Here is a 21,537-nt window from a genome sequence, read left to right as displayed (position 1 = left end):
GTAATTTGGCCAAATTTAAGGTGTCCAAGAGTATTTGGGAGAAAAGAGCTGTTTTGTGTATAGCACACAACATACGTTATCGTTGTATATATTTGACAGAGAAATGGATCTTTTTTCATGTCGCATAATACATTTGGTCATTTGTTTCGTGTAACAACATGGGGTGAAAGTCATGGTGCTGCTCTTGGTTGTGTCATTGATGGTTGTCCACCTGGAATTATTTTTACTCTTGCAGAAGTTCAAGCTTATCTTGATAAACGCAAGCCAGGACAATCAAAATACACAACGCAGCGCCGAGAACCAGATGAAGTAGAGGTCCTTTCAGGAGTTGTTGTTCAAGACGATGGAACGACATTGGTGACAACAGGTACACCAATTTCTCTGTTGATTCGAAACACAGATCAACGCTCTCAAGATTATGGAGCAATTGCTCATCAGTATCGTCCAGGACATGCGGATTATACTTATGATATTAAATATGGCATTCGTGATTTTCGAGGCGGGGGACGTGCTTCGGCACGGGAGACGGCAGCACGTGTTGCAGCAGGTGCATTTGCTCGTAAAATCGTTCCTGGTTTGATTGTACGAGGAGCAGTGATAGCAATTGGTCCTCATAATATTAATCGTGATCGTTGGGATTGGTCAGAGGTCGATAATAATCCTTTTTTTACAGCTGATGCAGAGATGGTTCAAATTTTTAGTGACTATATCAGTAAACTCCGTAAAGAGGGGACATCTGTTGGTGCGGTTGTTGAGATCGTTGCAGAAAATGTTCCGGCAGGTTTAGGAGCCCCTATTTACGCAAAGCTTGATCAAGATATTGCCTCGTTACTTATGTCGATTAATGCGGTAAAAGGTGTGGAAATTGGTGATGGTTTTGCGGCAGCCCGCTTGAGGGGAGAAGAAAATGCGGATGAAATGCGAATGGGAAATGATGGAAAACCGCTTTTTTTATCAAATCATGCGGGAGGTATTTTAGGGGGAATATCGAGTGGACAGCCAATTGTTGCGCGTTTTGCTGTAAAGCCTACTTCATCAATTTTAACACCTCGTCGTTCCATTGATGTTGATGGTCATGATATAGACGTTATAACAAAGGGACGTCATGATCCATGTGTTGGGATTCGTGCCGTTCCTGTTGGTGAAGCGATGGTTGCTTGTGCTATTGCTGACCATTATCTAAGACATCGCGGTCAAGTTGGGTGATTGAAAAGGTGAACAATGGCGTATGATGAAAAAAAAATTGTTTCTGCACTTAAAGCTTTTGAACGCGGTGAAATTGTTGTGGTGACAGATGATGATGACCGTGAAAATGAGGGTGATTTAACTGTTGCTGCAGCGCATTGTACAGAAGAAAAGATGGCGTTTATTCTTCGTCACACAACAGGTATTGTGTGCACACCTATGCCAAAAAAAGAAGCAAAACGGTTTAATCTTTCTCCTATGGTACCAGATAATAACTCTGCACATGGGACGCAATTTACGGTTACTGTTGATTTTAAACACGGCATAACAACAGGGATCTCAGCACATGACCGTACATTAGCTGTACGTAATCTTGCGAATTCAAATGCAAGTGCGGATGATTTTGTTCGTCCAGGGCATGTTTTTCCTTTAATTGCGCATGAAGGGGGAGTGCTCATGCGTTCAGGTCACACGGAGGCCGCTGTTGATTTATGTAAATTAGCTAATTTGCCGCCGGTTGGTGTTATCGGTGAGTTAGTTAATGATGATGGAAGCGTTAAACATGGCGATCAGATTATGAAATTTGCGCAAGAACATCGGTTGCATATTATAACGGTTGCAGATTTAATTGCTTACCGCCAACGTAAGGAAATATTGATCAAGCATGTTGGAGAAATGCCTATTGAAACATTCGTAGGTCCCGCTATTGTTCAAAGTTATCAACTCCCTTGGGAAGTCGTTCAGCATATTGCAATTGTTTTTGGTGATGTCCGTGAGGGTGAGAATATTCCTGTGCATTTACATCATGAAAACATTATAAGTGACGTTTTTTGTCAAACTTCAGATATTATGGTGATGATGCGGCGTATGATGGAAAAAGAAAAACGTGGCGTATTTATTTATTTGCGTGAAGGATCTGTTATACAATCAACTGTTGGTATTCAAAACATGACAAGAAACAGTTCAGAAAACCGTGTGCAGGCGATTGCACGCGAAGAAGAATGGCGCAAAATTGGTTTAGGATCACAAATTTTAAAATATTTAGGAATAGGCTCTGTTATTGTTTATGCTTCTAAAGAGCATCATTATGTAGGTTTGGAAGGTTTTGGAGTTCGTATATCCAGAACAGATATTTTTTGAGGTTCATATGAAAAAAGAGATACAAGAGGGGGATATTACGACCTTAAGCTTTGAGCAAGCGCTTAAGCAACTTGAAGTTATTGTCGAAAATTTGGAACGTGGCGATGTGCCTTTGGAACAATCCATTGATATTTATGAACGCGGTGAAGCGCTTAAAAAGCATTGTGAAAAACTCTTAAGAGTTGCTGAAGCTAAAGTTGAAAAAATCCAGCTTTCAGAAGAAGGTTTTCCAGAAGGAGTGGAACCACTTGATGCTAAATAATTTAAATCTTTTTGGATATTTATTGTGGGACTTAAGAGAAGCAATAACCTTAGTTTATAAACAGAAAGTTTTATTGATTTCTTTTTTATAAAATAAGTTAAAAATGAGGAAATTATAGCTCATCTCAAATAGAAAAGAGCATTTTCAGTAAAAAAGATGCAAAACTGTAAATAAAAGAGTAGAGAAGATATATTTTTATCATTGTGTTTTCTTGAGTTAAGATAATAGGAAGGATTTTTTTTGTCTCAGGTCTTAACACCATTGCTTGACCGTGTTTGTTTTCCGCAAGATTTGCGGGCATTACCTGAGTCTGATTTGGTACAGTTGGCTGATGAGTTGCGGACCGCAACAATTGATGCGGTTTCTGTAACAGGTGGTCATCTTGGGGCGGGACTTGGTGTTGTTGAGCTCACTGTTGCATTACATTATATTTTTAATACACCAGAGGATAGGATTATTTGGGATGTTGGTCATCAAACCTATCCACACAAGATTTTAACGGGGCGTAGAGAAAAAATTCGCACATTACGTCAGGAGGGCGGATTATCTGGTTTTACAAAACGTTCAGAAAGTGTGTATGATCCATTTGGAGCGGGGCATTCGTCTACTTCTATTTCAGCGGGGCTTGGTATGGCAGTGGCAAGTGCTTTGAAAGCAGAGACAAGACGCAATATCATAACTGTCATTGGTGATGGTGCAATGTCTGCGGGCATGGCTTATGAAGCCATGAACAACGCTGGTGCTTTGAATGCACGCTTGATTGTTGTTCTTAATGATAACGATATGTCTATAGCACCACCTACAGGTGCTATGAGTGCACATCTTGCACGATTAGTGTCTCGTCCTTCTTATCGTCATTTGCGTGAACGCGTAAAGATGTTGAGCGAAAAATTGCCAAAGTTTTTTTTGGATAAAGCTCGTCGTTCAGAGGAATTTGCGCGTGGCCTTTTGGTTGGGGGAACTTTATTTGATGAGCTTGGCTTTTATTATGTTGGACCCATAGATGGGCACAATTTGGGGCATTTATTGCCTGTTTTTAAAAATGTTCGTGAATATCCTAATGGTCCTGTTTTGGTGCATGTTGTAACCCATAAGGGAAAGGGATATCCACCTGCAGAGGCCTCGTCTGATAAATATCATGGTGTTAATCGTTTTGATGTCACGACAGGAAAACAGGTAAAAGCATCAAGTAATATTCTACCCTATACCAAGGTATTTTCTAAAGCTTTAATAGAAGAAGCTCGCCATGATGATAAGATTGTTGGCATAACAGCAGCGATGCCAACAGGGACAGGCCTTGATTCTTTTGCGGAAAAATTTCCTGAAAAAATGTTTGATGTTGGTATCGCTGAGCAACATGCCGTAACTTTTGCGGCAGGACTTGCTTGTGAAGGGTATAAGCCTTTTGTTGCAATTTATTCTACTTTTTTACAGCGTGCTTATGATCAAATTATTCATGATGTATCAATTCAAAAATTACCGGTACGTTTTGCTATTGACCGAGCAGGTTTTGTGGGGGCAGATGGTGCAACACATGCTGGAAGTTTTGATATTGTTTTTTTGGCCACTCTTCCTGAGTTTGTTGTTATGGCACCTTCTGATGAGCTTGAACTGATGCATATGGTGCGTACAGCTGCAGCTTATGATCAGGGACCAATTTCTTTTCGTTATCCGCGTGGTGAGGGGATTGGTATAGATTTACCGCAACGTGGTGAGTTATTAGAAATTGGAAAAGGGCGCGTTCTGCGTGAAGGAAATAGAATCGCTTTGGTTTGTTTTGGAACGCGGATGTCAGAAGTGTTGCAAGCTGCTGATGCGTTGGAGGCTGAAGAATTGTCTACAACGGTTGCAGATGCACGGTTTGCAAAACCTTTAGATAAAGATTTGATGCGTCGTTTGGCACGTGAGCATGAGGTATTGGTGACAATTGAAGAAGGGGCAATCGGTGGATTTGGAGCGCACATATTACAATTTTTAGCGCAAGAAGGGCTCTTAGAGCATGGTTTGAAAGTTCGTACACTAAAATTTCCTGATGAATATTTGAATCATGGTTCACCAGAAAAAATTCTTTCACGTGTCGGACTTGACGCTATGGGTATTTTAAACACGGTTTTTGCTGTTTTGGGACGCGAGATTCGAACAGGATAGAAAATTCGAGTATGAGATGGCTTCCAGAAAAAGACTCGATATTTTTTTAGTTGAAAAAAACTTTTTTACGACACGTTCACGCGCACGTGATGCAATTATGCGCCAAACTGTTAAAGTTAACGGAGAAATCGTTTTTAAAGCTGGGCAAATCGTTTTTGATGATGCAGAGATTACCGTTTGTGATCCAGCGCAGAATTATGTTTCTCGGGCAGCGTTAAAATTGATTGCTGCACTTGATGCATTTCCAATTGTAACGGACAAAGTGACAGCCATTGATGTTGGTGCATCAACAGGTGGTTTTACGCAAGTTCTCTTAGAGCGTGGAGCAGATCATGTCATTGCCGTTGATGTTGGGCATCATCAATTTGATAAACGTTTATTGGGCAACAGTGCTATAACGTTATTAGAAGGCTTGAATGTCAGAGATTTTAAACAGGAACATTTAGGTGGGCGAGAAATTGATCTTATCGTTTCAGATGTTAGCTTTATTTCGCTCAAACTTGCGTTGCCTCCCGTGTTGTCTTTAGCCAAGAAGGGTGCCCAAGCTGTTTTACTGGTAAAGCCTCAGTTTGAGGTTGGTCGTAAACACTTTAGTAAGGGAGGAATATTAAGTCCATCAAGTGCTAAGGAAACTGCTGAGGCGCTTTTTGTTTGGTTAAATACACAAACAGGGTGGAGTGCAAAAGGTTTAATTTCTTCCCCTATTACAGGTGGTGATGGCAACGTGGAATATTTACTATTCGGAGAAAAACAAGAGTGAATGACAATGTCATAATCGATCATATCGGAGCAAATGGTTATGGTATTGCTAAGACGTCTCACGGCTTCGTTTCTGTTCCTTTTACTTTACCAGGAGAGTGTGCTGAAATTACTGTTCATGGAAAATATGCAACATATATAACATTAAAAGAAAAATCATCAGAACGCATTGATACTCTTTGTCAGCATTTTGGAGAATGTGGAGGGTGTACTCTTCAGCATTGGCATATGGATGCTTATCGCGTATGGAAACAACAATTGGTTGTTGAGGCGCTTAAAAAGTATGGACTTAATAATGTTGTTGCGCCTTTAATAGAATGTAAACCTTATAGCCGACGGCGGATTACTCTAACAGCATCCATGACCCCACAGGGGCAAAAAGTTGGTTTTAACCGTTATCTCTCTCATGAGATTGTAGCTCTTGAGGAATGCCCAGTAAGCCGTCCAGAGCTTATTTCTCAGTTGCATAATATCAGAGAGCTCTGTGCTTTTCTAAAGAGCTCTGCCAAACGGTTTCATGTTACGATAACATGTGTTGAAAATGGTTTAGATGTTGCTTTAAGCGGTTGCATTGTACACCATGAATCACTTCGTCAGAGAATGATCAGTGCTGCTCTTTCATATGGGATTATACGTTTATCTGTTGACGGTGAAGTTTTGGTTGAACGAGAAAAACCAGAGATTTACTTTGGAGATGTCCGTGTTGAATTTCCTTCTGGTGGTTTTCTGCAAGCAACTTGTGAAGCTGAAAATATAATGGGCAATATTATTTTGACTCATTTAAAAAAAGCAAAGAATGCTGTTGATTTGTTTTCAGGGGTAGGAACATTTACCTTGCGTATGGCAAAAAAGATGAATGTTCATGCAGTAGAAAATAATGAAGATGCATTAAGAAATCTAAATACAGCAGCACGTTTTTCGACTGGTTTAAAAACGGTCACTTGTGAAAAACGTGATCTTTTCCGACATCCCCTTTCTGTAAAGGAACTTGAATGTTTTGAGAGTGTTGTTTTTGATCCTCCCCGTGCTGGTGCAGAGCAACAAGTACGTGAATTAGCGAAGACAACAGTATCACGTGTTGTGGCAATTTCTTGTAATCCTACTACATTTGCTCGTGATTTATCTCTTCTTGTTGCAGGGGGGTATACAGTAGAAAAAATCATACCGATTGATCAATTTTTATGGTCACCACATGTCGAAGTTGTTGCTGTTTTGAGCAAAAAGAAAAAAAAGAAAGGTTGGAAACTTTAGCCTGAAAGTTTTTTAATACTATGAAGATTTTTTAAAAGTTGACCTGTGTATTATTATAAAATTTCTCCAAAATTTATCTATAATAATAACCTTTTTCTCGTTGAGCTAAGAGCACTGAATGTAGAAAGTGCTTTTTTCTTTTAAGCTTTTTTATTATGAAATATAAAAGACAAGTTACCCCACACAAAAAAAACACACAAAAGACTAATATCTTACGAAAAAGATGTGTCTGAATAAGCCTGTGCCGTCGTTATATTTGCCATCCCCTAATGTTTCTTAAAACTCTTGGTACTTGAGACGGCCCATAAGAGGAATCTTTAGTCTTTTCTTGTACAGTTTTATCCATATAACTCTCCCCGCCTGTAACGTATAAACGAATGATTTTGATTGATCCAACAGACACAGATTTAAAATGAGAGAATCTTGCGGTATTCAAGGTTCTAATACAATATGAATAACGCTAGATTATCTTTATAAATCAATTCATTGTAATCTCCCCCTCACAAAATGGTCATAATAGACGAGAAGGAGGCAATACTGGGAAGGAATGAGCAAGCTTATTCCTCTATAAGCGCAGTTCCACCGATTGTCATATTATTGATTCGAAGATGAGGTTGACCAACACCAACAGGGACATTTTGCCCTGCTTTTCCGCACATACCAATACCATTATCTAGTTTACTATCATTACCAATCATTGTGATACGTTTCATAGCATCCGGTCCATTTCCAATAAGAGTTGCACCTTTGATTGGTGCACAAATTTTGCCATTTTCTACTCGGTATGCTTCAGTACATTCAAAGACGAATTTTCCGGAAGTAATATCAACTTGTCCTCCACCAAATGAAACAGCATAGATACCACTTTTAAGTGAAGAAAGGATTTCTTCAGGTGTTTTATCTCCTCCTAGCATGATTGTATTGGTCATTCGTGGCATTGGTGCATAAGCATAAGATTCACGCCGTCCATTTCCAGTTGATTTACCTCCCATAAGCCGTGCATTAAGTCTGTCTTGCATAAAACCAACGAGTTTTCCATCTTCAATGAGAACGTTATATCCTGAAGGGGTTCCCTCATCATCGACAGTGAGAGAGCCACGGCATTGTGGAATTGTTCCATCATCAACAACTGTAACACCTTTTGCTGCAACTTGTTGTCCTAAAAGTCCAGCAAAAGCCGATGTTTTTTTACGGTTAAAGTCACCTTCTAAACCATGACCTACGGCTTCATGGAGCATAACACCAGGCCATCCGTTAGCTAAGACAACATCAAAAGATCCAGCAGGTGCTGCTTCTGCTTCTAAATTTGTTAAAGCCATACGTAAGGCTTCATCCGCGGCTTTTTTCCAATTGTCTTCATGAATAAATTGGTTAAATGCTTGTCTCCCTCCACATCCATAAAAACCATTTTCACGACGATTGCCTTCAGCTGCGACCACAGATATAGAAAGTCGCACAAGGGGACGAATATCACGAACCAAATAACCATCTGCACGTAAAATTTCAACATGTTGTAGCGAGCCGGAAAGAGAAACAGTCACCTGATGCAATTTATCATTTTTAGCACGTAAATAGGCATCAATTTTTTGCAAAAGAGCACTTTTTTCTTCAAATGATGGAGCATCAAGGGGATTATGCGGTTGATAAAGCCTTTTGTTTGTTTGTTGAGGTGCTATGCTATAAGTCCCTGCATGATTATTATAGGTAACAGCTTTAGCAGCTTCACTGGCACGTTTGAGTGCAGCAGCTGATAACACACTAGAGTGAGCATATCCAGTAGCCTCTCCAGCAACAACGCGTAGTCCAAATCCCATATCTTGATGAAATGAGCCGTTTTTAAGCTGTCCATTATCAAATAAAAGAGCTTCGCTTTCTGTGTACTCAAGGTAAAGCTCACCATCATCAGCATGATGAAGTGTTTCCTGTATAAGTGATTGCACTTTAGAGGAAGCAATATCAAAATGATCAATCAGCGATTTCATAAGAATTATCCTATTTTTATGGGGGCTCAGAAGATTTTTATCAATCTAATTTTAAGAATCTTTCAAAATATACGATGAGATTTTGATTGTTTAAAATGTATTGATTTCATTCATGTCGGTAAGGTTGCATAGGCGTCGCCAAGACCATGAAGGTCAACAAAACCTCCAATCCCTTGTTCCGGAGTTGTAAAGATAAAATAGGTTGCCATTTTTCCTTTTAAAAAGAGCTGCAATATGTCTTCTTTAAGAAAGGCTTCAGCAACACAATTATCACCAAGACAACGACGATATTCCATTCTGCCCATATTTTTATCGTCAATTTTAATTCCAACGCCAGGACGTAATTCAACGCGAATCGGAACAAAAACACGCATCAAAGCACCTTGCTTTTGAGGAAGTTTATAAAATGTAACGCGCAAGGTAATATCTTGACGCCCTTGTGTGTGAACGTTTTGTACAACTTCACACTGTATGTTAGGTGTACCTGGTGGTAGAGAACACACTTTTGTCCATGCACCATAGGTTTGCGGAGCAGGGACATCTTGTGCATAGGGTGTTTGTGCAAATGCATGACTGATAAAACTACTATAAAGCGTGTAAAGAACAGCACCAATAAAAAAAGTTTTTTTGAGTAATTTATAAAGTATCACAGAAAATCCTATCCGACTCAACACCCACAACCATGCATAGATTTACATAAAAAAATGAATTCCCCATAAAAAACCATAACACAAAATCAGTATTTACCCAAATATATTAATTCATATGATATATTTTTATGATACATTTGTAATGTGGAGAGAACGTTGATTGAAAAAATGTATTTTTATTGCCAATATTTCCATTTACTTTTAGGGGATACGTGCGAAAGAGATATTTCATATTTTCTCAAAAATACGATTGGTCTTAATGGGTCATTTCCATACGCTAGATAATATTTGTCAGATAATATTGGATTTGTGAATGACAGAAATGGAAAAGGGCTTTGAGTGGAATGTCAGTTTCAGAAGAGTTATCGGTTGTGAATGGTAAATCAACGCCACCAAAATCCGGTATTGGTGATTACATCACATTATTAAAGCCACGTGTTATGTCTCTTGTGGTCTTTACGGCTCTGGTTGGTTTGCTTGTATCGCCTGTTCCTATCAATCCGTGGTATGGTTTTTTAGCAATTTTATGTATTGCTGCTGGTGGCGGTGGTGCGGGAGCACTGAACATGTGGTATGATGCTGACATTGATGCTGTGATGGAACGGACTAAAAAGCGTCCTATTCCCATGGGTAAAATCAGCTCCCAAAAGGCATTTATTTTTGGCATGGTTCTTTCTATGCTCTCGGTATTGGTTATGGGGAGCTTCATTAATTGGTTTGCGGCATTTTTTCTTGCGTTTACGATTTTCTTTTATGTCGTTATCTATACAATTTGGTTAAAGCGTATCACACCACAAAATATTGTTATTGGTGGTGCTTCTGGGGCTTTTCCACCAATGATTGGATGGGCCGTGACAACAGGGACAGTGAGTATTGATAGCTTTTTATTATTTTTAATCATTTTTATGTGGACCCCCCCTCACTTTTGGGCTCTTTCTTTATTTTCATCTCTTGATTATGAGGCTGCAGGTATCCCTATGATGCCTAATGTACGAGGTGAACATTCAACAAAAAAACAGATTTTATTTTATACTGTTTTGATGGCATTGTGTGCTGCTGCTCCTTGCTTTACTGGTCTTGGCGGAATTTTTTATGGTATTTTTTCAACAATTTTAAGCATTATCTTTATTTATTTTGCCTATCGTTTATGGAAAGCTGATACACATAATGAAACTATTTTGATGGCCAAAAAAACGTTTTTCTTTTCGTTACTTTATTTGGCAGCTATCTTTGGAATTCTTTTGATTGAATCTCTTGTTTGGTATTTTATCGCTCTTTAGTTGCGTAAAATGAAAGAGCAAATTTTAAAAGAGCTTTTCTTCAAGAAAATGCTGTAAGAAAACACGATAGAGTGTGTTCTTATGCAAAAGATGATATTGCACGTTTTTTTACATTGCTTATTCATGTATAATAATAGGTTGTTTGAATATATAGCTAAAACTATAGAGATTAAGGATGATTTATGTCTGGACTTCCCCCTTTAGCGATACGTCTTTGTGGTCCACGTGGATTTTGTGCAGGGGTTGATCGTGCTATCCAGATTGTTCTGCTTGCATTAAAAAAATATGGTGTTCCAGTATATGTTCGTCATGAAATTGTACACAACCGCTACGTAGTTGAGGGATTACAGCAACGGGGTGCTGTTTTTGTCGAAGAACTTAATGAGATTCCAGAAGAACATCGCAATCAACCAGTTGTTTTTTCTGCTCATGGTGTACCAAAATCTGTTTCAGAAGAAGCACGATACTATAATTTGTTTTATCTCGACGCAACATGTCCGTTGGTCTCGAAAGTTCATAAACAAGCGATACGACATCAACGTCATGGTCGTCATGTTATATTGATTGGTCATGCTGGTCATCCTGAGGTGATAGGGACAATGGGACAGCTTGAAGAAGGGGTTGTGACGCTTATTGAAACGATAGAAGATGCTTTGCATTATCAACCCAATGATCCAGATAAATTAGGATTTGTTACACAAACAACGCTTTCTGTTGAAGATACTGCAGGAATTATCGATATATTACAACAACGTTTTCCTACATTAGCAGCACCAGCGGCTGAATCAATTTGCTATGCTACAACGAATCGACAAGATGCGGTTAAAGCAGCGGCAAAGGGGAGTGATTTGTTTTTGATTGTTGGAGCACCAAACTCTTCTAATTCACGACGTTTAGTAGAGGTTGCCGAAAAGTCTGGTGCGCGGCAAGCTATTTTAGTTCAGCGCGCTGATGAAATTAATTTTGAAAACCTAAAATCTCTTTCTATAGTCAGTCTTTCAGCAGGGGCTTCGGCTCCTGAAATTATTATTGATGAAATTATTTCAGCATTTCGTGAGCGTTATGATGTCACAATAGAATTAGCTGAAACAGTGGTAGAAACGGAAAAATTTTTAGTGAGTCGCGAATTACGCGACGTCATTTTAACGTCTCAAGATATGGCTTTCGTTAATGGTCAAGCAAATAATGCAAAAAATGAAAATCAGAATACAGACATGTCTACAACGAAAGCAGAATAATGGCCGTTTATACAGATATTCACCCAAATGATTTAAAAGTGTTTTTAACACGTTATGCAATAGGATCACTTTTGTCTTATCAAGGTATAGAAGAGGGGATTGAAAATTCTAATTTTATGTTAGAGACAACACAAGGGCGATTTATTTTAACACTTTATGAAAAGCGTATTTCAAAAGATGATTTACCTTTTTTTTGTCGCTTGATGCAGCATTTAGGACAGCGTGGAATTCCTTGTCCTCAACCTGTTATTCAAAATGATGGAATGATGATCTGTGAACTAGCAGGACGTCCTGCTGCTATTATTACTTTTCTGGAAGGAGAGTGGATCCGCCAGCCCAATATAGATCATTGTGGCGAAGTGGGGACGGGGTTAGCACAATTACATTTAGCAGGACAGGATTTTACACTCAGTCGTAAAAATACTCTTTCTGTTATGGATTGGAAGGTATTGTGGCAACGTTGTCAAACCAAAGAAGATGCATTGTTAAAAGAATTTGGACAAAAAATTGAGTTGGAATTGGCTTTTTTACAGGAAAATTGGCCATGTAATTTACCAATAGGCATTATTCATGCAGATTTATTTAATGATAACGTTTTTTTTGTGAATCATCGTCTTTCTGGGATGATAGATTTCTATTTTGCTTGTAATGACTTTTTTGCTTATGATTTAGCGATCTGTTTAAATGCTTGGTGCTTTGAGCCTGATCATTCCTATAATCTTACCAAAGCACGTAAGTTATTGGAAAATTATCAAAAAATAAGACCATTGATCCCTTTAGAATTGGACAAGATGGTCTTATTAGCTCGTGGTGCATCTCTACGTTTCTTACTCACACGTCTATATGATTGGTTTAATACACCGCCTAATAGCTTTGTTATTAAGAAAGATCCATGGGAGTATTGGCACAAGCTTTGTTTTTTCAGTAATGTAAATTCGCTAAGTGAATTAGGTTTTTAAATTTTATGGCAACTCAACAAAAAGTCGTTGAAATTTATACAGATGGTGCTTGCTCAGGGAATCCTGGAGTTGGAGGATGGGGAGCAATTTTACGCTGGAATGGTCATGAACGGGAGCTTTATGGCGGTAAGATCCATACGACAAACAATCAAATGGAACTCATGGCGGCAATTTGTGCATTAAAGGCGCTTAAAGAGCCCTGTTTGGTCGATCTTTATACAGACTCAGTTTATGTACGTAACGGTATATCTAAGTGGATTGAAGATTGGAAAAAGAATAATTGGCGCACTGCATCAAAAAATCCTGTTAAAAATATGGAGCTATGGCAAGCTCTTGAGGATGCTAGTTCTTGTCATACAGTTAGATGGCACTGGGTAAAAGGGCATGCGGGACATCCAGAAAATGAACGCGCAGATGCCCTTGCTCGCAAAGCAATTACTCAATATCGTGAAAATGGACGTTTTCCAGCATAATTGCTTTTTGAGAGCTTTTTCTTTTATCACGGAGACGCAAGAGGGGTTGGCTGCGTATGGAATATGAATGTTCCACTTAAGGCGTGATCTTTAAAAGCAACTGTATAAAAAATTTTTTGGTTTATTTCTTCTGGTGTGAAATAGAGTGGAGCACTGAAGAGTGTATATTCTGCGTTATCACTGACTTTTCTTGCTGCTCCAATTTGCATTTCTCCTCCATCTAAAAAGAGAGAGGAAGGAGTGGTTTTGTTGTTATTTTGTATTTTTATAAGAAGGGTACTATTATTTTTTTCAGCACTTATTTTTAGTGCATTCTGCGTCATGCGGGGCAAAGAATTTTGCGCCTTTTTTAAGAAGGAAGCAGGAAGCTGTTTATTTTTAAGAGCAGATGGCGAAAAATCAAAGTTAACAGTAAATGGAAGACAGATTTTGTGACATAATCCAAGAGTGAAAGCACCACTTAAATTTTTGCTTGAACCAGAAAGATTGAAGGGCAATATTACTTTATCTTTATAACCTAATGACCAATCATTTTCTGTTTCAAAAAGCTGTGGAGTAGGATAAAAGATTTCATAAGAAATCTGTTGGTTGAAATTAAAAAATGGTGCCATGCCAGAATTACCTGGATTACGCCAGTAAGTTTTCCATCCTGGTTTAAGCTCAATTTCAATAATGCCTTCTCTTATTCCAGAAAGAGAAGGTTCAGTGATCGCTAATCGGATACGACCACCATCTGATTCATACCAAGATGTTGCGAAAAGCTGGAGTTTTTGTTCTGTTTGAGCATTTACAGGAATGTTAAGTAATTCTAAAACTATGAATGTTAAGCTTAAAGTAACTAAAAGCTTTTTATAAAAGAAAGTTGCGATATTTTGTAAATTTGTAAATATATAACTTTTTTTCATTGGAGTTTTATTTTCCTAGTGTGCTAAATGAACAAATTTTTATCATGTCAATTATGGAGAATAACAGATTAATGAAGCGGTGTAATGGCTTTTTAGGTGGACAATTACTCATAGCAATGCCTGGGATGAATGACAAACGCTTTATTCGTTCTGTTATTTATATTTGTGCGCATTCTGATGCCGGTGCGATGGGCATCATTCTCAATCAATTGCATCACATTGATTTTCCAGAGCTTTTGCTTCACTTAGGAATCATAGACAGTGGCCAAAAAAAAAGTCTTTCTGAACCAATAAAACAGTTTCCAGTTCGCTATGGTGGTCCTGTTGATCCTTCGCGTGGTTTTGTCCTTCATTCAGATGATTATGCTTGTGAAGAAACTGTTTTTATTGCGGATAAGATCTGTTTTACTGCGACAATTGATATATTAAAAGCGATCAGTTGCGAACAAGGTCCGCAACATGCACTGGTCGCATTAGGCTATGCTGGATGGAAAGCGGGGCAACTTGAGGCAGAAATTTCTACAAATGGTTGGCTAATCAGTTCTACATCACCTAGTTTTCTTTTTGAAAGCGATTTAAGCTGCAAGTATGATAAAAGTTTAACACGCATGGGTATCGATCCAACTTATCTTGCTTCTGAAATGGGACACGCGTAGAGTTTTTTCTAAGCTTTTTAACTTTACACGTTATTTTATCCCTTATGTTTTTATTTTATAAGGGAAATGGCTCTGAACGAGCGTAATTAATTCTTCTATGGCAATCGGTTTCGTCACAAGTGTACTTTGAACATATTTACAGCCTTCTTGACGGAGGAAGATTGCTTCTTTTTCATTTTCAACACCTTCTGCGATAATTTGCAAATTAAGATCTGTTGCCATATTAATGATAGACTTTAGAACAATTTTCTTCTTAAGAGAGTCGATTGAGATAAGTGAACGATCAAGTTTAACCATATCAAATGGATAACGTACGAGATAGGTCAGAGACGAATAACCTGTTCCAAAATTATCGAGTGCGAGATTCATTCCAAGTGTTTTAATTTGTTCAAGAAAGTGCGCTGATTGTTCAGGATTATTTCTTAAGACAAATTCAGATATTTCAATCATCAGACGCCCTTTGTGGAGCGGATGGCGAAGCAAAGCGGCACGCAATTGACTGATAAAACGAGGATGAATCATTTCTGCGCTTGGTAAATTAATTGAAATAAAGAAAGATTGTTGGGAAAACTTTTCTTGTACATTTATAAGATCAATAATGGCATTATCGATGATAAATTGTGACAAATCCATAACAATTTGTTCATTTTCTACGATTTTTATGAAATCAGAGACATTTAAATTTCCATAAGTGGGATGATGCCATTCTACAATTGTTTCAAAACCAATAATATGTCCGTCTGATAAATTAAGAATAGGATGGTAGAGGATTTTCATCTCATTACGTTTTATGGCATAATGGACATCTTTCTCCAGAGTATTATGTTCGAGACCCAAAGTGCGAAAATTAGGACGAAAAGGTTCAATATGGTTCCCACCCATTTGTTTTGCGCGAATCATCGCTAACTCACTATCATTAAAAATATCTTTAGCCGTCGATCGGCTTTCACTCCATGTAACCAATCCGATAGAGGTTGAAAGGATTATTTTATTTTCTGAAAGTGAAATAGGTGCTGAAATTGTTTTGTGCAAATGATCTGCAAATGCTGCAATTTTTTGTGGTTCTGTTTCACTGAGTAAAATAATTGCAAAGCGGTCTGCAGAAAGGCGCGATAAGGTATCTTGAAAATTAATGAGACGATTTAAACGACGTGCAATTATAAGAAGTACAGTATCCCCAACAGCGATACCTAATTTGCGATTAATTTGGCGAAAATTATCAAAATCAATCATAAAGACGGTTGGTCTAATTTTGATATTTGCTTTCGCTAAAGAGGTATAATTTTGTAGTCTATCAAAGAAAATTTGTTGGTTAGGAAGTCCGGTTAAGCTGTCGTGGATTGCATCATGCAATAAGCGTTCTTCGGATTTTTTATGGTTAGTAATATTGACAATGGTTCCAATGACACGTGTGATTTTTCCATCTTTTTGCATAGCCGGACGTGCACGAAGAGAAAACCAATGATAATAACCACCACCGGAAGAAAGCCGAAAAATTTGATCAATGCGCCCTTTTTTATTTTTAAGAATGATATCCAATACGGCTTGAAAGCGTTCACGATCATCATGGTGCAAGGCTGAAATCCAGTTGCGCATAGGTCCATTGAGGTTATGAATTTCAGTACCAAAAAGGGTTGCCATGTTTGGATGTACAACAATACGGTCACGCTCAATATTCCAATCCCAAATAATATTTCCAGCTCCCTTTGCTGCGAGTACTTGTTGTTCAAGGTCGGAAAATATTCCTTCATGGAAAGCGTCATTAGAAAAAGTTTGTTGCAGGACAGTAAAGCTAATGAGAAGAACAATGAGCACTAATCCTCCCGCTAATGCTGGCTGGATAATATCATTGTTTAAATGTCCAGCTATGCAGGCATAGGCTCCAACACACCAAAAGCTAATGAGCAACCATGTTGGAATAAGCATAATGGCGCGGTCATAGCTTCTGATTGAGAAATAGATGATTAATATTATACCAAGCACAGCGGTAAGGCCAAAAGACAAACGCGCAATTCCAGCTGCTCTGATGGGATCATAAATAGCAAAGGCTCCTAGACTGCAAAACGCAATGGTCCAAGCGATAGCACCGTAACTAAAATGATAATGCCAGCGGTTAAGGCTGAGATAGGTAAAAAGAAAAATGAAGAGTGTAGCAGTAAGTGCTACTTCTGTACCAGCACGCCAGATTGGTTGGGTTGTGAGTGTAACTGCAAAGAATTTATTTAAAAAGTTGAAGTCAATACCAATATAAAAAAGCACAGCCCAAGCAACTGCCGCTGTTGCAGGAAACAGCCCTGTTCCACGGACGACGAAGAGAACAGTTAACAAAAGCGCTAAGAGACCTGATATCCCAAGAAGAATACCATGATAAAGCGTATAAGAATTAATTGCATCTTTATAAGCTTCAGGTTGCCATAAATAGATTTGCGGTAGATTTGCAGAGTTAAGTTCGGCCACAAATGTAATAACAGCACCAGGGTTAAGGGTAATACGAAAGATATCAGAGTTTGCACTAAGTTGACGATCGAGGGAAAAACCTTCGCTTGGCGTTATGGATTGAATCCTTGATGATCCAAGGTCTGGCCAAAAAAATCCAGAACGTGCCATGCGGTAATGGGGGGCAACGATGAGACGATCAATTTGTTCATCTGTTGGATTTGCAAGAGAAAAAACTGCCCAATTTCCGGAAAATTTTTCATTTTTTGCCTGCACTTCAATACGCCATACAATACCATCTGGTCCTGGTGCTGTACTTGTTTGAAAAATAGAGTTGTTTGTATGGTGAATTTCAATTGCTTTTGAGAGATCAAGAGCAGCATCTTGAGAAGAAATTTTAACTGGTTCAATTGCTTGTGCTGATGTAAGATGGACAAAAGAACTAACGACTACAATGAAAATGATGTCAATTATTTTACGCAAACTCTTCACAATGTCCCACTCTCAATATTTTAGGATGTTTAATTTTCATTTCGACTTTTGAGAAAAAACGTCCACCTTTTATAATTTATTTACATAATAAATTGTTATCTCTTTTTCTTAAGTTATGTGATTTTATATACAAATAGACCACACACCCATTTGCTTCAATGGAACCTGAAGCGAATGAAGTTTTATATTTTAAAAGGGCAAAGTTAAACCATGAATTTTCAGATTTCACGGATATACCTTCACTTATTAGAATCTTTATCACATGAAGTATGAATTGGGTAGTTTTGTACGCCTATTTGCCCAATATTTCCAAAACTTATTTAATGAGGAGAGCTTTTGTGGTAAATTTTATGATAAAATATGTGACGTTATTGTGATGTTGCATTGAAAAGAAGTTTTTACTTTAGCTTGTATGAAAGAGTTGACGTTAAATCATCAAAATTTATAAGGGGTCCTACAGGTCCGACAGCAGTTAGTGTTGGAGTGGAGTTTGTAAAAAGACGATGTGCTAAATCAGTTAATCTTTTAGGAGTGATGAGATTGAGGCGTTCAATTGTTTCCGATATTGGAATTGGTCGACCATAAAGGAGTATTTGGCGAGCAATGAGATGTGCTTGACTAGAGGGATTTTCCTGTGACATTGTCAGATTTGCACGATATTGCGTTTGTGCTCGTTGCAGTTCGTTGGCGTGAATATTTTTGCTGACCTTGGAAAGTTCATCAAGAATCACAGGAATAAGTTCTTTGAGCCCTTCTTGTCCGGTAGCTGCGTGAACACCAAAAAGCCCAGTATCTGAAAATCCCCAATGAAAAGCATAAATAGAATAGCATAATCCACGTTTCTCTCTTACCTCTTGAAAAAGACGTGAAGACATACCACCACCAAGAATGATAGAAAGAATTTGGGCTGCATAAAAATCACGCGCGTGATAAGCACGTCCTTCAAACCCTAGAACAACTTGTGTATCCATTAAATCGCGATATTCACGAAAGTCGCCACCGACATAATTTGCAAGATTAGTAAGAGGTGCGGTTGAATGGGAGCGAAAAGTACCAAGACGACTTTCAACTTCTCGCAAGAAACTTTCGTGCTTTACAGCTCCTGCAGCAACGACAATCATACGATCTGCACTATATTGTTTATTGATGAAATCATGGAGATCAGTAGATGTAAATGATTGAATAGTTTTAGCTGTTCCTAAAATAGAGCGTCCAAGGGATTGATGACGAAAGGCTGTTTCTGTAAAGTGATCAAAAACAATATCATCAGGAGTGTCATGGGCAGCACCAATTTCCTGAAAGATTACTTGTTTTTCTCGTTCTAGTTCATCGTCGTCAAATTTTGAATGCATTAAAATATCGGCTAAAATATCTATAGCAAGTGGGATATCGCTTTTAAGAACACGTGCAAAGTAAGCTGTTGTTTCAATACTGGTTGTAGCATTGATTTCACCGCCAACATCTTCAATATCGGTTGCAATTTGAAAAGCAGTACGGTTTTCGGTTCCTTTAAAAGCCATATGCTCAAGAAGATGAGCAATACCATGCTGTGTGGAGGTTTCATTGCGTGAGCCCACTTTAACCCATATTCCGAGGGCAACACTATCAATTTGTTGCATTGTATGTGTGGCGATAGTCAAACCATTACTAAGGCGACATATATCTACATCCATGTATTTACAACTCCATTAAATAAGCTAAATACCTCATTGTAAGGGTATCAGAATATTCTTGATTTAAATTAATGCAGCTAACTTTAATAAGATGCACGCGATTTTAAAGAAATATAATCTTTTACTATTTTTTCATCATTAGCAAGATTTATAAAATGTTCTTCGTGTTTCATTACATCATTGAGATGAGATGGACATGGAGCATGAAGGCCACAAGCGCTTTTAATAGTATCAGGAAATTTAGCTGGATGAGCCGTGGCAAGAACGATCATTGGAATATGCGATTTTTTGTTTTCACGCGCTACTTGAAGAGCGACCGCTGTATGTGGATCAACAAGATAGCCACTTTCCTTGTAGACACTATCAATTGTTTGAGCTGTTGCAGCCATGTTGCTTTTTCCAGCGGAAAATAGGGAACGAATATTTTTGAGTTGCTTTTCATCAAGAGTAAAGAGACCCGTTTTTTTCAAGTTTTCCATTGCATTGCGAATCCACATTGGATCACGATTGCCACTTTCAAAGAGCAAACGTTCAAAATTAGAAGAGACCTGAATATCCATAGAAGGTGATGTTGTATGGACTATTGGTTGTGTTTTGTAAGTACCACTGGTCAATGTACGTACAAGGATGTCGTTATCATTCGTTGCGATGACCAGTTGAGCAATGGGTAATCCCATACGGGCTGCGACATAACCTGCAAAAATATCACCAAAATTTCCAGTAGGAACAGTAAATGAAACAGCTCTATCAGGTGCTCCTAAAGAAAGTGCAGATGAAAAATAGTAAACAATTTGCGCCATGATACGCGCCCAATTTATAGAATTAACACCTGAAAGTGCTCTTTTTTTACGAAAATTGTGGTCATTAAACATTGCTTTGACAAGAGCTTGGCAATCATCAAAATTTCCTTCAATGGCAATGGCATGAACATTGGAACAATGATTGGTTGTCATTTGCCGTTGTTGAACAGGCGATACACGTCCTTTAGGAAATAAAATAAAAATATCTGAGTGTTCTTTTCCAGCAAAAGCCTGTATTGCAGCTCCTCCTGTATCACCTGATGTTGCAGCAATAATCGTTGCACATCTATTTTTTTCAGTCAAAACATAATCCATCAGTCGAGAAAGAAACTGCATTGCTACATCTTTAAAAGCTAAAGTAGGACCATGAAAGAGTTCAAGGATAAATTCATCTGCTCCAGTTTGTCGTAACGGACAGATTGCTGGATGGTGAAAGGTTGCATAAGATTCAGCGATCATATTTTCAAAAGCTGTATATTCGATTTCGTTATTCACAAAGGGCCACAGAATAGTTTTAGCAATTGTTGTATAGGACTGACCACGAAGTGCTCGTAACGCATCAAATGATAGCTGAGGAAATTTATCTGGCAAATAAAGTCCCCCATCACTTGCCAACCCTGTCATGATTGTTTCCGTAAAGCTTAAAGCAGGAGCTTCACCTCTCGTGCTGATATATTCCATAAGTCTTATCCTTTTTTTATTTCTGGCAAATTGATGAAGTTATTTATTTCACGTTTTTCATAATATTTAAATTATTAAATGGATAGAGCTTCTTTTCTTCTTTTTAATTCAATAATGAAAGGAAATAGCCTTAAGCATTTTTATTTTTGAGATATAAACGCCAAATGTTCACAGAAAATCTGTTACAGTCAAAATTTTTTTCTCTATTATTCATTCACTTAAATTTTACAACGTATCTTCACTTGTACACCTTCTTAAATAATAAAATTAAATAGATAGAATGGTATTTATTGAAGAACTTTTGTATAAAACTCAATCATTCATAGTTATTTTATGCTCTTAATACTTTGTAACAATTAAATCTGCTAAACTGAATGTTAAAATGATACATCTCAGAACTCACATTGGAAGATTTATAAGGTAATTTTATGGCATTTCGTGCGCAAATCTATACTTTGAATAATCTTTTTTAGCTTAATTTATCACTTTGTATAATAATAGATATTATATTTGTGCTATACAGTATGGTAACCTAAAGTTTATCCATAGAAAACATACAACAGCCTG

General features: G+C 37.9%; 17 protein-coding genes. 11 read left to right on the top strand and 6 right to left on the bottom strand.

Translation table 11 applies throughout. From position 1 onward, the window contains the following. Positions 1 to 117 precede the first annotated feature (117 nt). The 6 genes from aroC to ACFIKX_RS03765 all read left to right on the top strand — a co-directional run bounded on the left by aroC (position 118) and on the right by ACFIKX_RS03765 (position 6,745). A complete protein-coding gene (aroC, locus tag ACFIKX_RS03790; protein WP_375613029.1) occupies positions 118 to 1,206 on the top strand; it encodes a chorismate synthase in 1,089 nt (362 codons plus the stop codon). Between the two features lie 15 nt (positions 1,207 to 1,221). Further along, positions 1,222 to 2,325 carry a 3,4-dihydroxy-2-butanone-4-phosphate synthase gene (gene ribB / locus ACFIKX_RS03785; RefSeq protein WP_375628314.1) on the top strand — a complete coding sequence of 368 codons (1,104 nt, stop codon included), beginning with the start codon at positions 1,222 to 1,224 and terminating at the stop codon, positions 2,323 to 2,325. A 7-nt stretch (positions 2,326 to 2,332) separates the two neighbouring features. Continuing rightward, complete coding sequence (locus tag ACFIKX_RS03780; RefSeq protein ID WP_375611123.1) at positions 2,333 to 2,587, top strand: exodeoxyribonuclease VII small subunit; 255 nt, start codon at positions 2,333 to 2,335, stop codon at positions 2,585 to 2,587. Positions 2,588 to 2,827: 240 nt separating this feature from the next. Continuing rightward, positions 2,828 to 4,735 (top strand): 1-deoxy-D-xylulose-5-phosphate synthase, encoded by a 1,908-nt coding sequence (gene dxs, locus ACFIKX_RS03775; RefSeq protein WP_375628312.1) that lies wholly within the window; start codon positions 2,828 to 2,830, stop codon positions 4,733 to 4,735. A 16-nt stretch (positions 4,736 to 4,751) separates the two neighbouring features. Next, the gene (locus ACFIKX_RS03770; RefSeq protein WP_375613026.1) at positions 4,752 to 5,495 is read left to right on the top strand and encodes a TlyA family RNA methyltransferase; all 744 of its coding nucleotides are present in this window, start codon (positions 4,752 to 4,754) and stop codon (positions 5,493 to 5,495) included. Then, on the top strand, positions 5,492 to 6,745 hold the full coding sequence (locus ACFIKX_RS03765) for a class I SAM-dependent RNA methyltransferase (RefSeq protein WP_375628309.1): 1,254 nt from the start codon (positions 5,492 to 5,494) through the stop codon (positions 6,743 to 6,745). The genes ACFIKX_RS03770 and ACFIKX_RS03765 overlap by 4 nt, the downstream gene beginning before the upstream one ends. A 557-nt stretch (positions 6,746 to 7,302) precedes the next feature. Here the strand turns inward: ACFIKX_RS03765 and tldD are convergent. Beyond that, the gene (gene tldD / locus ACFIKX_RS03760) at positions 7,303 to 8,727 is read right to left on the bottom strand and encodes a metalloprotease TldD (RefSeq protein WP_375661211.1); all 1,425 of its coding nucleotides are present in this window, start codon (positions 8,725 to 8,727) and stop codon (positions 7,303 to 7,305) included. Positions 8,728 to 8,837: 110 nt separating this feature from the next. Continuing rightward, positions 8,838 to 9,377, bottom strand: coding sequence for an invasion associated locus B family protein (locus tag ACFIKX_RS03755; protein ID WP_375628307.1), 540 nt, complete (start codon positions 9,375 to 9,377; stop codon positions 8,838 to 8,840). Between the two features lie 344 nt (positions 9,378 to 9,721). On the opposite strand from ACFIKX_RS03755, the gene cyoE reads away from it, so the two are divergent. From cyoE to rnhA, 4 genes are all read left to right on the top strand, one after another. Then, the gene (cyoE, locus tag ACFIKX_RS03750; protein WP_375613023.1) at positions 9,722 to 10,657 is read left to right on the top strand and encodes a heme o synthase; all 936 of its coding nucleotides are present in this window, start codon (positions 9,722 to 9,724) and stop codon (positions 10,655 to 10,657) included. 182 nt (positions 10,658 to 10,839) lie between these two features. Beyond that, positions 10,840 to 11,895, top strand: coding sequence for a 4-hydroxy-3-methylbut-2-enyl diphosphate reductase (gene ispH, locus ACFIKX_RS03745; RefSeq protein WP_375628305.1), 1,056 nt, complete (start codon positions 10,840 to 10,842; stop codon positions 11,893 to 11,895). Next, entirely contained in the window at positions 11,895 to 12,854 is a 960-nt protein-coding gene (locus ACFIKX_RS03740) for a homoserine kinase (protein ID WP_375613022.1), read from the top strand. Before ispH ends, ACFIKX_RS03740 begins: the two co-directional genes overlap by 1 nt. A 5-nt stretch (positions 12,855 to 12,859) precedes the next feature. After that, positions 12,860 to 13,327, top strand: a complete 468-nt coding sequence (rnhA, locus tag ACFIKX_RS03735; RefSeq protein ID WP_375613021.1) for a ribonuclease HI — start codon at positions 12,860 to 12,862, stop codon at positions 13,325 to 13,327. Positions 13,328 to 13,353: 26 nt separating this feature from the next. Here the strand turns inward: rnhA and ACFIKX_RS03730 are convergent, their stop codons facing one another. Beyond that, on the bottom strand, positions 13,354 to 14,232 hold the full coding sequence (locus ACFIKX_RS03730; protein ID WP_375628302.1) for a protein-disulfide reductase DsbD domain-containing protein: 879 nt from the start codon (positions 14,230 to 14,232) through the stop codon (positions 13,354 to 13,356). Positions 14,233 to 14,303: 71 nt separating this feature from the next. Here ACFIKX_RS03730 and ACFIKX_RS03725 point away from each other — a divergent pair, with 71 nt between their 5' ends. After that, positions 14,304 to 14,888 carry a YqgE/AlgH family protein gene (locus tag ACFIKX_RS03725; protein ID WP_375613019.1) on the top strand — a complete coding sequence of 195 codons (585 nt, stop codon included), beginning with the start codon at positions 14,304 to 14,306 and terminating at the stop codon, positions 14,886 to 14,888. A 42-nt stretch (positions 14,889 to 14,930) separates the two neighbouring features. On the opposite strand, the gene ACFIKX_RS03720 is transcribed toward ACFIKX_RS03725, so the two are convergent. The 3 genes from ACFIKX_RS03720 to thrC all read right to left on the bottom strand — a co-directional run bounded on the left by ACFIKX_RS03720 (position 14,931) and on the right by thrC (position 20,970). Next, positions 14,931 to 17,816, bottom strand: coding sequence for an EAL domain-containing protein (locus tag ACFIKX_RS03720; protein WP_375628300.1), 2,886 nt, complete (start codon positions 17,814 to 17,816; stop codon positions 14,931 to 14,933). 398 nt (positions 17,817 to 18,214) lie between these two features. Then, positions 18,215 to 19,489, bottom strand: coding sequence for a M16 family metallopeptidase (locus ACFIKX_RS03715; protein WP_375611135.1), 1,275 nt, complete (start codon positions 19,487 to 19,489; stop codon positions 18,215 to 18,217). Between the two features lie 83 nt (positions 19,490 to 19,572). After that, on the bottom strand, positions 19,573 to 20,970 hold the full coding sequence (thrC, locus tag ACFIKX_RS03710) for a threonine synthase (RefSeq protein ID WP_375628298.1): 1,398 nt from the start codon (positions 20,968 to 20,970) through the stop codon (positions 19,573 to 19,575). Positions 20,971 to 21,537: the final 567 nt, after the last annotated feature.

Origin of the sequence: Bartonella sp. CM86QHHN (genome assembly GCF_042194695.1) — a bacterium.
In the GTDB taxonomy this organism is placed as follows: domain Bacteria; phylum Pseudomonadota; class Alphaproteobacteria; order Rhizobiales; family Rhizobiaceae; genus Bartonella.
This window is presented reverse-complemented; position numbering and strand designations above follow the sequence as displayed.